This window comes from Paenibacillus aestuarii (assembly GCF_027789125.1).
Classification (GTDB): domain Bacteria; phylum Bacillota; class Bacilli; order Paenibacillales; family NBRC-103111; genus Paenibacillus_E; species Paenibacillus_E aestuarii.
This window is the reverse complement of the sequence record NZ_JAQFVF010000080.1, coordinates 58690-71184: the sequence shown is the minus strand read 5'-3', so window position 1 is coordinate 71184 and position 12495 is coordinate 58690. Positions and strand designations below refer to the sequence as shown.

At 47.1% G+C, this 12495-nt stretch carries 9 protein-coding genes and 1 pseudogene; all 10 read left to right on the top strand.

Annotated elements, in window-relative coordinates; all coding sequences use genetic code 11:
• Window positions 1-114: 114 nt before the first annotated feature.
• The 10 genes and pseudogenes from xylF (at window position 115) to O9139_RS27015 (ending at window position 12452) form a co-directional block, all read left to right on the top strand.
• Entirely contained in the window at window positions 115-1170 is a 1056-nt protein-coding gene (gene xylF, locus O9139_RS27060) for a D-xylose ABC transporter substrate-binding protein (protein ID WP_377525354.1), read from the top strand.
• A gap of 99 nt (window positions 1171-1269) precedes the next feature.
• Window positions 1270-2781, top strand: coding sequence for a xylose ABC transporter ATP-binding protein (locus tag O9139_RS27055; RefSeq protein WP_270884867.1), 1512 nt, complete (start codon window positions 1270-1272; stop codon window positions 2779-2781).
• A gap of 77 nt (window positions 2782-2858) precedes the next feature.
• Window positions 2859-3974: a sugar ABC transporter permease gene (locus tag O9139_RS27050; protein WP_377525351.1), complete on the top strand. Its 1116-nt coding sequence runs from the start codon at window positions 2859-2861 to the stop codon at window positions 3972-3974.
• A 186-nt stretch (window positions 3975-4160) separates the two neighbouring features.
• A complete protein-coding gene (locus O9139_RS27045) occupies window positions 4161-5147 on the top strand; it encodes a sugar-binding protein (RefSeq protein ID WP_270884865.1) in 987 nt (328 codons plus the stop codon).
• On the top strand, window positions 5144-6616 hold the full coding sequence (locus O9139_RS27040) for a sensor histidine kinase (protein ID WP_270884864.1): 1473 nt from the start codon (window positions 5144-5146) through the stop codon (window positions 6614-6616). Before O9139_RS27045 ends, O9139_RS27040 begins: the two co-directional genes overlap by 4 nt.
• Window positions 6601-8178 (top strand): response regulator transcription factor, encoded by a 1578-nt coding sequence (locus tag O9139_RS27035; RefSeq protein WP_270884863.1) that lies wholly within the window; start codon window positions 6601-6603, stop codon window positions 8176-8178. Before O9139_RS27040 ends, O9139_RS27035 begins: the two co-directional genes overlap by 16 nt.
• A gap of 73 nt (window positions 8179-8251) precedes the next feature.
• Window positions 8252-8446: pseudogene (locus tag O9139_RS27030) on the top strand (sigma factor); the annotation flags it as partial.
• A gap of 370 nt (window positions 8447-8816) precedes the next feature.
• Window positions 8817-10538 carry an extracellular solute-binding protein gene (locus tag O9139_RS27025; protein WP_270884862.1) on the top strand — a complete coding sequence of 574 codons (1722 nt, stop codon included), beginning with the start codon at window positions 8817-8819 and terminating at the stop codon, window positions 10536-10538.
• Window positions 10539-10607: 69 nt separating this feature from the next.
• Window positions 10608-11510, top strand: a complete 903-nt coding sequence (locus tag O9139_RS27020) for an ABC transporter permease (protein WP_270884861.1) — start codon at window positions 10608-10610, stop codon at window positions 11508-11510.
• Between the two features lie 15 nt (window positions 11511-11525).
• Window positions 11526-12452 carry a carbohydrate ABC transporter permease gene (locus O9139_RS27015; protein ID WP_270884860.1) on the top strand — a complete coding sequence of 309 codons (927 nt, stop codon included), beginning with the start codon at window positions 11526-11528 and terminating at the stop codon, window positions 12450-12452.
• Window positions 12453-12495 lie beyond the last annotated feature (43 nt).

Below are 12495 nucleotides of genomic sequence, written 5' to 3'. Positions count from 1 at the left end.
CGCCTTTGCTAAAATTAATTTGTAAGCGCAATCAAATCCGAATCAAAGGAAAAGGGGAGACTTTGAAGCATGAAGAAATGGGGTAAAAAAGCTGGATATGGTTTACTTCTTGTTATGCTGACTGCGTCAGTAGCAGGCTGTGGAGTTGTCTCGGAAAACAATAAGTCAATAGAAACTGGTCAACCGGCTTCCGGAAAAAAAGGCGACGGCAAAATCGTAATCGGCATGTCCATGGACACCTTGAAGGAGGAACGCTGGCAGAAGGACCGCGATATTTTCTCGGCGAAGGTCCAAGAGCTTGGCGGCGAAGTGAAGGTGCTCGCGGCGAATGGCGACGATGCTACGCAAATGAGTCAGGCCGAGCAACTGATTTCACAAGGCGTAAATGTATTGGTTGTCATTCCTCACAACGCGGAGGCAACCGCGCAAATCGTGGAAAAAGCTCATAAAGAGGGGATCAAGGTAATTTCTTATGACCGATTGATTAAAAACTCGGATCTCGACTACTATGTGTCGTTCGATAACGTCCGTGTGGGTGAAATGCAGGCGAAAGCGATTACGGAAAAGGTATCGAAAGGGAACTTTGTATATATCGGCGGTGCGGATACCGATAATAATGCGATTTTGTTTAAGCAAGGGGCTATGAACATCCTCAAGCCGCTTCAGGACAAAGGTGACATTAAAATTGTATACGAGCAATTCTCTAAAGACTGGAAGCCGGAAGAAGCTCTAAAAAATATGGAAAACGCGCTGACCGCCAACAATAATAACATTCAAGCGGTTGTTGCCGCAAATGACGGTACTGCAGGCGGAGCTATTCAAGCGTTGACGGCCCAAGGGCTGGTAGGCAAAATTCCGGTTTCCGGCCAGGATGCCGATCTGGCAGCCGTTCAGCGTATTGCCGAAGGAAAGCAAACGATGACGGTTTACAAACCAATCAAATCGATCGCGACGAAGGCTGCGGAGATGGCGATTTCTCTTGCGAAATCCGGCAAGGTGGAAGGTGCGGATAAAAAAGTCAATAACGGTAAAATCGATGTTCCATCGATCCTGCTCGATCCGATCTCCGTAGATAAGAGCAATTTGGCGGATACGGTGATCAAGGACGGATTCCACAAGCTGGAAGATGTATATAAGAACGTGCCGAAAGATCAATGGCCGAAACAATAAGCAATGGGTAAAGGCGACGACACGGCGACAACTAGTCGCCTTTACCTTTTCAAGCGAGGAGAATGAAACGGGGAGTCATAACGGACAGGAGTTGGCTACATGTTCGCTTTAGAGATGATTGATATCAGCAAAGAATTTCCCGGTGTCAAAGCACTGAGCGGTGTGAATTTCAAGGTTCGTCAGGGGGAAATTCATGCGCTGTGCGGGGAAAATGGAGCGGGAAAGTCTACGCTGATGAAGGTGTTAAGCGGGCTTCATACAGCTCGAACCTATAGCGGGGAGATCCGCATCAACGGTGAGAAAAAAGAATTTTATTCAATTGCGGATGCCGAAAAGGCAGGAATCGCCATCATTCATCAGGAGCTGGCGCTCGTAAAAGATATGACCATTGGAGAAAATATTTTCTTGGGCAGGGAGCCTAAGAAACGGGGAGTTATCCAATGGGACGAATTGTATCACAATACGGCAATCTGGCTGGAACGGGTAGGGCTTCGAGTAAGTCCCGATACCTCTGTCAGTCATTTGGGAATCGGTCAGCAGCAGCTGGTCGAAATCGCCAAGGCGTTATCCAAACATACGAAAATTTTAATCCTCGACGAGCCTACTGCTGCTTTGACCGAAAGCGAAGTCGAGATTTTGATGGGCATACTCAATCAGCTTCGGGCAAATGGTGTATCCTGCATTTATATTTCCCATAAAATGCCTGAGGTGTTCCGCCTTGCAGACAGCATCACAGTACTGCGCGACGGACAAACGATCGATACGCTGCCGGGCAGCAGCACGAACGATGATCAAATTGTTTCACTCATGGTGGGACGCGAGCTCACCGAGCGCTATCCCCGCGTCCCGCATCAGCCGAAGGAGACGGTTCTGGAAGTACGCAACTACTCGGTATGGCACAAAGAAAAGAAGGGCCAAAAGGTCATCCGGAATGTCCATTTAACTTTGCGCAAGGGCGAGATTCTGGGAATTGCCGGATTGATGGGAGCCGGTCGGACTGAATTTGTCTCAAGCTTATTCGGAGCCTACGAAGGTAAATTCGAAGGAGAGGTGCTGATCGAAGGAAAGCAGGTGCATATCCGGAACATCACAGACGCGGTTCTTGCCGGTATGGCTCTTGTCACGGAGGACCGCAAGCGTCAGGGGCTGATCCTGAATATGGACGTTAAAAGCAATATGACGATGGCGAACATGCACCGTGTTTCCAGGTATAGCGTGATTAATGAAAACGAAGAAATCAAGTGGGGGCAATCGTACGTCCAGGAATTAAAAATAAAGACAGCGTCGCTAGAAACGCCCGTAGGCACATTGTCCGGAGGAAACCAGCAGAAGGTAGTGATCGGCAAATGGCTGATGTCCAATCCGAAAATCTTGATCCTTGACGAACCGACCCGTGGGATCGATGTCGGAGCCAAATTTGAAATCTACAATTTAATGAACCGCTTGATTGATCAGGGAGTCGCTATCATCATGATTTCCTCTGAACTGCCGGAGATTATCGGAATGAGCGACCGGATCCTGGTCATGAGTGAAGGGCAATTTGTCCGGGAGCTGGATTATCACGAAGCGACCCAGGAAAATATTATGGCGTCTGCAACTGGAGGAAGATAAACATGCAAACGATCTCTCAAATCGAGGAGCAAAAGAGCTCCTTTCCAAGCAGAAACAAGTGGAGCGGGCTCATCCAAATGGATGTTCGCGCTTATACAATGGTGGGCGCCTTAGTGCTGATTTGGCTGCTGTTCGGCCTCTTGAACGATACGTTTCTGACACCGCGAAATTTATCAAATTTGTTTACCCAGATGTCGGTAACCGGTATTCTGGCCATCGGTATGGTGCTTGTCATCGTAGCCGGACATATTGATTTGTCAGTAGGCTCTCTTGTCGGCTTGACGGGTGGGATTGCGGCAATTCTCAGCAATTGGCTTGAGCTGCCGACGATCATCGTTATTGCGGGAACGCTGGCGGCAGGTATTGTTCTTGGTTTGATGCAGGGCTGGCTTGTCGCTTATAAAGCTGTGCCAGCGTTTATTGTCACCCTGGGGGGCATGCTTATTTTTCGGGGCGCGCTGATGGGGATCACGAAATCGATGACAATTCCGGTTTCCGACCCGATTTTCTCGCTGATGGGTAATGCTTATTTCACCAAAGGCTTTGGGCTCATGTTGGGTTTGATCACGATCGTCGTCATCGTATGGTCAACCTTCAAAAAACGTAGCTCCAGATTGAAATATGGTTTTACAGTAGCGCCAATTGGAGCAGACTTAATTAAAATGATCGGTCTCAGCTTGCTGGTTATTGCTTTTATTCTTGTTGTTAACAGCTATAAGGGCATTCCTTTTCCAATCATCTTCGTTCTTGTTCTGGCTATCATTTTTTCTTTCATTGCCACCAAAACGACCTTCGGTCGTCACATTTATGCGATAGGGGGCAATATGGAGGCGACGCGGCTTTCCGGCATCAACATTAAGTTCAAAACGATGATCGTATTTGTTTGCAGCGGATTGCTTGGCGCCATAGCTTCGATTGTCTTGACTTCGCGCTTGTCGTCAGCGACCATTTCAGCGGGCAACATGGCCGAGATGGATGCTATTGCAGCCTGTGTAATCGGCGGCACGTCGTTAATGGGCGGCTCGGGAAAAGTGACCGGTGCCATTCTAGGGGCGTTAGTGATGACTTCACTGGACAATGGCATGTCGCTCATGGGATTGGAGTCGTTTTGGCAATATTTGGTGAAAGGCGGCATTCTGGTATTCGCAGTATGGCTGGACATTTCAAACCGAAACAAGAAAGCAGTGAAATAAACAAGCAGCGGTACTCCATTCTTGCAAGAATGAGGAGGACCGCTTTATCTATTTACGCCGATTTCTCACTATGATTACGCTAGTAGATTTGACTATAATATATAGAAGGTGCAATTTTTATTATTTTTAGAGCATTTAGTTTTGATAACGCTTACAGATATTAAGCAGGTTTAGACGGGGTGGAAGATGAAGGATGGCAAATGGTTGATCAGCTTTGCAATCATCATGACGGTTTTTGGGCTCTTATTTATTAATTTCGCTATGGACTCCAATAAGATTCAGGATATTGTGGATCAATTGAAGGGAGAGGCCAAACCGAGACATGACGGTCTGCATATCGTGTTAATTGAGCAAGAACAAGGGCATCCGTATTGGCAGTTGGTCGAACAGGGGGCGAGAGAGGCTGCGCTTCAGCAACGAATTGCGATCGAATGCATCGGTCCGGTACGCAACAGCATGGAGGAACAGCTCAAATTACTTGAGAAAGCCATCGCCTCGAAAGTCGACGGTATCATCGTACAAGGACTGAATGATGAGAAGTTTACGCCTTTGATTAACAAGGCGATTGAAAACCGCATACCTGTATTGACGATCGATACGGATGCGCCGACGAGCAAAAGGCTGACTTATGTTGGAACAGACAATATCGAAGCCGGCAGGCTTTTAGGGAAGATCGTACTGCAAATCACCGCAGGCAAAGGAAAAGTCGGCGTTATTATCGGAAGCGAATCGGCTGAGAGCCAAATGCAGCGTCTAAACGGGCTGCGAAGTGTGGTAGATCCGTTCGAGGAGCTGGAAATCGTTAAAGTCCGCTCCTCCAACATTTCGATGATGGAGGCCATACAGCAAGCATCGGACATGCTGAGAGATAATCCTGAAATTACAACGATGGTCGGCACCAGCGCCACCGATGCTCTGGGCATTCTGCAGGCTACCAAAAGCATGCACCGCACCGATGTGCGGATCATTGGCTTTGACGATCTTCCGGAAACGCTGAAAGCGATCCGTAACGGCGAGATCGAAGCGACAGTCGTGCAGGAGCCTTTCGAAATGGGGAAAACCTCGGTGAACCTGCTTAACGATTACTTTCAAGGTTATGCTCTCCCCATCAATCAATTTACAAAAGTAAAGGTCATTAACCGTCAGCAATTAAAGGGGGAGATGACGCCATGAGTATTCACCGCAAATTGTTCTTTTTCATTCCATTACTTGTGCTGCTGATGAGCTTTGTTTCCTATTTTTTGTTTGAGAGCAGCAAGAGCGCCCAGGAAGGTTATTCATTATTAATGGACCGGATTATGCTTTACAAGCAAGTCTCCCGCGAGAGTAATGAAGTGATGCGTTTTTTGTACCGCTTTGATATCCAAATGGATGCGGACAGTTACCCGGATCTGACGACGCATGTCCATGAATTGAAAGCGTTGAGAGAGCAATTGGCGGCTATGGACCGCAGTGATTTGAACGCTCTCCAGATTGAGAACTACACGAGTATGCTGGATACCTTTCTGGAACAGACCTCTGCAATGATCGGCGGCAGTCAGACGCAGGATTCCAATAAGAAAGCGGGAGATTATATTCAAGCGGAAAAAGTGTCCCGTTTTATCGGTGAAGGCGGACAGGCGCTTGTAGATTTGGAGCTTGAACATTACCGGCCCATCTACGAAAACATCATGCGAACGACCTCGGAGATGAACAAACTGGGCGTTTACTTGGTGTTTACCGTTGCGCTGCTAAGCATTATCTTTTCACTATGGCTGTCCACCAGTATTAGCATACCGCTACGTAAGCTCGTGCTTACAGCCAAACAAATATCCAAGGGCAAGCTGGACATGAAAGCTCCGGAGATTCACACGGGCGATGAAATTGAGATATTAGGCAAAAGCTTTAATCATATGCTTGACAATATCCAGGATTTGATGGGCAAGCACATGCAGAGCCTGGAGAATGATCGACTGGTGAAGGAGCTGGAACTGAAGACACTGCAAAGCCAGATCAATCCGCATTTTTTGTTTAATACGTTGAATGCCATTGCCAAGCTGGCTTATATTGAAGGCGCTCATCGTACGAGCGAACTAACGGTTTCAGTCTCCCGGTTGTTGCGTTACAACTTGCAGAAGCTGGATCATCCAGTGACGCTTCGGGATGAAGTGGGACATGCTATGGAATATATAACGATTCAAAAGGCGAGATTTCGGGACCGCATTCATTTTGAGACGGATATTGATGATGCCGCGTTGGATCAAATGATTCCTTGTTTAACGCTGCAGCCTATTCTGGAAAATGCTATCGTGCACGGTATCGAGGAGGTGGAGGAAGGAGCGGTTCTTGAACTAAGAATCATCAAGGACGAGGAACAAGTGATCATAGAGATTATGGATAACGGGATCGGTATGGATGAGGAAGTTCGAACGCTCCTTATCCAATCTGTCTCGGAAGAGACCAAGTGGCCGCTTCATGTGAAGAAGCAGTCGACGGGGCTGGGAACAACGAACGTATTTAAGCGGCTGCAATTGTTTTTTGACGGAAAACAGACGATCGAGATTGTAAGCGGTAAGGGAGAAGGGACGCTTGTAAGATTTCGGCTTCCCCTCTTACCCATCCGAAGTATATTTGAAGGAGAAGAGGTATGTATCGATTATTGATTGCGGATGATGAAGCTTTAGAGAGGGAAGGACTTGAAATGATGGTCAGGGATGCCATGAAAGATCAGTTCGAGTTCTTCCACGCGGAAAATGGACGGAAAGCGATTCACCTGGTTGAAGAAAAACGTCCACACATTATATTTATGGACATCAAAATGCCGGGCATTCACGGCCTAGAAGCTGTACGAGAGATTAAAGCCCGTCATCCGGACATCCGGATCATTATGGTAACCGCCCATGATTTTTTTGCCTATGCGAAAGAAGCTGTATCCCTGGGTGTCAAAGAGTATATTCTGAAGCCGGCGAACCGGGAGGAGCTGGTCGACGTTCTTCGCAAGCAGATTGCAGCCATGGAAAGGGAAAGTCAGAAACGTGAAGAAGACATGGAAATTCGATTGCAGCTGGGCCGGCTGCTTCCTCTGGCGGAGAACGAATTGACCCTTATGCTGATGATGGACTATGTGCAGGAGCTGGAACTGCATTATATGACGGAGATATTGAATATCGAGTGGGAGAAAGGATATGTGATGGTTCTTTCCTTTCCCTTTCCAGAGCAAATGGATTGGGAGCAATATCAGACGGCAAGAAAAACACTGTATGAAGAATTAAAGCAGTACATCAAGCTTCAGATTCCATGCATGGTAAGTCCAATGATGGGAAACCGAATTGCGGTATTTATTCCATCCCCGTCGCCTGGGTCCGGATTTATACATCGTACGGATTCCTTGTTGTGGGCGGAAAGACTGCAAGCTTTTGCTGAAGGAAGATTTTCGTTATCAGCATGTATTGGCATCGGCGCGGTTCAAGAAGGGATGGAGGGGCTGCGGCGATCGTATCAAGAGGCGGTTGCCGCTACCGCGGATTCAAGCGTTGATACCCGTATCCGTCATTTTGAAGATATCCGGCAAATGGATGGAGTCCCCGGCATATCAAACGGTGAAGAGAGGAAATTACTAAACACGGTTCAGCGCCAAAATAAAGAAGAAGCTTATGATCAGTTTTCGCAATTGTTCGAGAGATTGTTCCAATTAAACGGAGATAACTTTCAGGTTTGCAGGGATGAGCTGATCGCTCTTTTTATTACACTGGCCAGGCAATTGGAGCTGCAGAGGCCGACAGAAGTGATGTCCCGTTTCTCGGGAATCCAGGAAATAGGCACTTTGCGCGAAGCGGCATTTGAACAGCTGGACCGCCTGCTCGAAGATTTGTCGGAGGAACGGAAACGCCGTCAATTCCGGGTGATGGAAAAAGTTAAGCTTTTTATCGCAGAGCACTATAAGTCGGAAATTTCCATGGAGCAGACGGCAGAGCTGATCAACCTGAGTCCGTATTATTTTAGCAAAATGTTTAAGCAGTATACCGGCGAAACTTTCACAGAATACGTAACGCGTCTAAGGATTAACGAGGCAAGGCGGTTATTGGAGCTTGAGGAGCTGAGCTTTAAAGAGATTTGCTATATGTCAGGATACCACGACCCTAACTATTTCACCCGCATCTTTAAGAAAACGACGGGCTTCACGCCTACGGAATACCGAAGGCAGCTGCAAAGAGAGAATCAATAAAGCAGTGTGCAGCTTATGAATTAACACAGCAGGTGTCCGAGTATAACACCAGTCCCATGAATTACACCCATGAATTACATCGGCTCTATTTCACAATGTCAAAAAATTCGACAATACCGGCGAAGATCTTGAGGATCTGATCTCGATCGGCACCATCGGGCTGATCAAAGCGATCGAATCGTTCTCGCCGAACAAGGGGACGAAGCTGGCGACGTTCGCAGCGCGCTGTATCGAGAACGAGATCCTGATGCATCTGCGCTCGCTGAAGATATGAGTTTTATAAGGCGAAGCGGCGAGTGATAGGGCTTGGAGGAGCAGCTGCGGTGGCAGCTGTTTTTTTTGCACCCCGTGATAAGGCTGTCGCAACTTCGAAGGCAGTTTGCCCGGTAGAAGTCAATTGTGAACGAGTTGAGGAATTTGCGTATTCGTATAAATTTACATAGGATCGCTCATTTGAGTGTTTATGAAACATACTGCATTACATACTTCAAAAAACAGTTAGCAGGTAAAACGCTTACATGAAGTCAAGATCGGGTAACGAATGTAAAGAGTTGTACATTGTTTGGTGTTTCTTCCCACTCTATAATGAAAACGTATACAGCAATAAGGCGCCTAATTCAATAAAATGGGGGATGGACATGAAAAGGCTTAAGAGTCGATCGAAAAACCTGGCCATTTTGTACGTAGCGATCACTACGGTCGTGCTTTCCGCATGCAGCGGTCCAAACGGCTCCGTTAACGAGCAGAGCAAATCAGACGGGAATACAGTCAAAACCGATACTTCAAACGCTAATACCGATCCTCTTGGCAAGTATAATCAGCCGATTGAATTGACTACAGTTCGCAGCCTTAGCGATGTAGTAGAGAATAATGTACTCAGCGTTCTTAAGGATCAAACAATTGACGATAATATTTGGACTCGCTTATACAAGGACCAATTAGGCATCAATGTCAAGTACAAATGGGTAGCTAAAGGGAGCGAAACATCGGACCAATACCTGCAGAAAATCAATGTGATGCTAGCGTCCGGCGACCTTCCTGATGTCATACCCGTCAATTCAACCCAACTGAAGCAATTGGCTGATTCGGACCTGATTGAGGACATGTCGGGAGTATACCAAAAGTATGCATCCCCACTAACTAAAGATGTCTTGTCCCAAGAAGGGACAGCACCTTTTGATGCGGTTACAATTGATGGGAAATTGATGGCGATTCCTCAAGTTGACTCTTCTATTGAACGCGCAATGTTCATCTGGATTCGTACCGATTGGTTGAAGAAGCTCAATTTGCAGCCTCCAAAAACAATGTCGGATGTTTTGGCTATTTCAAAGGCATTTACTGAGAATGATCCGGATGGAAACGGAAAGAAAGATACATTCGGTCTTGGGGTAACAAAAGCTCTCTGGGGTGGGGCGATGGGACTTGAAGGGTTCATGGCCGGCTATAAAGCTTATCCAAAGATGTGGATTGATGATGGAACAGGCAAGCTCGTCTATGGTGGAATACAGCCTGAAGTTAAGAAAGCACTTCAGCAGCTTCAAAACATGGCGAAACAAGGTCAAATCGATCCAGAATTCGGGACCAAGGATGGAGGTAAAGTAGCGGAATCGATCGCGTCTGGGAAGCTTGGACTCGAATACGGCGAACAATGGAATTCAATCTATCCGCATCAACTGAATCGCAATAATGACCAGAACGCGCAATGGCAAGCCTTCCCGATCGTATCGGAATCCGGTGATACGCCTGCCGTTCCGCTCAAGTTCAGCACGACCAAGTTTTTTGCGGTGAAAAAAGGCTATCCGCATCCGGAGGCCATCGTTAAGCTCTTTAATATGCACCTGGAGAAGAACTGGGGTAAGACGCAGGAGTTTAATAAGTACTACGCGCCTCCGGAGGCGGAAAGCGTATGGCAGCTGTCCCCGGTAACACCTGCCCCGCCTAAGAAGAATGTCGAGGCATTTCGGGCTATCGACGCAGCTCGCAAAGCCAAAGATACCTCTACATTGACCGGCGAGGCCAAGACCATTCAACAGAAGCTTGATTCCTTTTACTCGGGTTCGAAGGATGGATTCGCGGTATGGGGATGGGAGCGGATTTATGGACCGGAAGGATCTGAAGGGGTCGTCGATCAATACGACAAGAATAAGCAATTCCTGCTAGACAAATTCGTCGGGGCTCCAACCCCAACGATGGTGGAACGCAAGGCGACCTTGGATAAGCTGCAGGATGAAGTATTCGTTAAGATCATCCTGGGCGATTCCATCGACTCGTTTGACAAATTTGTAGCGGACTGGAAAAATCTCGGTGGAGACAAGATTACACAAGAGGTTAATGAATGGTATGCGAAAACGAAGAAGTAACAATGGGCAGAGGAAGGAACAGACCTTCTTTCCTCTGCTTCTTATCTTTCATTAGGAAGGGGGATGGATATGGGAATTCGAAAATTGCGAAGGGAGATTCCGCTGCATCTGATGATTCTGCCGGCACTCGTGATGATTATTCTATTTTCCTATGTCCCTATGGCCGGGATTGTTATCGCATTTCAAAAGTTTATTCCCGCAAAGGGGCTATTTGGACATCAGCAGTGGATAGGTTTGAATAATTTCAAGTATGTCATAAATCTTCCAAGTTTTACGCAAGTGCTATGGAATACGCTTTTCATTTCGAGTCTGAAGCTAGTCTTAGGCCTTATTGTACCGATCGTTTTTGCCATCTTGCTGAATGAATTGAAAAATGAAGTGATCAAGAGATCTGTACAAACCACCATTTATCTTCCTTATTTTATGTCATGGGTGGTACTAGGCGGGATTCTCATTGATATTTTGTCTCCTTCCGGAGGAATTGTGAATAATATTTTGGTCTCGTTGGGTTTTAATAAGATCTTCTTCCTGGGAGATAATCATTGGTTCCCTCTCACCCTCGTCGCTTCGGATGTGTGGAGAAACTTCGGATTCGGAACGATTATTTATCTAGCTGCCATTACGGGAATTGATCCCGGCCTGTACGAAGCGGCAACGATTGATGGAGCCAACCGCGGGCAGAAGATGTGGCATATTACACTTCCCGGTATGCGAATGGTCATCGTCCTGTTGTCCGTTCTGAGTCTGGGCCAATTGCTTAACGCCGGATTCGACCAAGTATTTAATCTCTATAGCCCTCAAGTCTACGAAAGTGGCGATATTCTGGATACATTCGTCTACCGAATCGGAGTGCTGGATGCCCAGTATGGTGTTGCGACTGCAGTAGGGTTATTCAAATCGGTGGTTTCGCTGATCCTAATTTCGGGGTCCTACTTTTTTGCTTATCGCTTTGCCAGATACCGAATTTTCTAAGAAGGAGGGAAGGTCATGGGACATACATCTGCAAGAGCTGTTACTGAAGGAGTGGCCTTGGCTCCAAAAAAACGTAAGAAGCTGCAATGGTTTCCTATTCTGAACACACTTTTTTTGATCACGGCTGCCCTGCTCTGCGTGCTTCCGCTCATCCATATCATTGCGCTTTCATTCAGCTCAAGCCCTGCAGCTGCGGCAGGTTACGTGAAATTGTGGCCGGTTGACTTTACTTTGGCTTCGTATAAATATACGGCAAGCCGTGAAGCGTTTTGGCAATCCATGCTTGTCTCTTTAGAGCGCATAGCCGTCGGGACGCCGATGAATCTGTTTTTGACGGTCATTGCAGCTTACCCGTTATCTAAAGAAGCAGGTTCGTTTCGTTTTCGAATGGTTTACGCATGGATTTTCTTTATTACCATGCTCTTTCACGGGGGCTTGATTCCGTGGTACGTTACGATCAGGCAGTACCATCTGCTTGACTCGATTTGGGCACTTGTCTTGCCGGGGGCGGTTCCCGTCTTCAGTGTAGTTTTGCTGTTGAATTTTTTCCGGGAGGTTCCAAAAGAGCTCGAAGAGGCCGCTGTCATGGACGGGGCTAGCCATTGGACGACATTATGGAGGATTTACGTACCGATCTCCAAGCCCGCTCTTGCGACACTTGCTTTATTCTCGATGGTTGAACATTGGAACAGCTGGTTCGACGGTCTGCTGCTCATGAACAACCCAGGTCATTATCCGCTGCAAAGCTATCTCCAGACGATTGTTATTCAACAAAATCTTGCGAACATGACCCGCGACGAATTGTTAAATCTTGCCCTCATCTCGGATCGGACGCTCAAGGCTTCGCAAATTTTCCTAGGGTCTTTGCCGATTATTATGGCTTACCCGTTCCTTCAGAAGCACTTCGTCAAGGGAATCGTGCTTGGCAGTGTGAAAGGATGAATGATTTCTGGCGTAAGAGGGATGGCGTACGGTCGCGAATGAA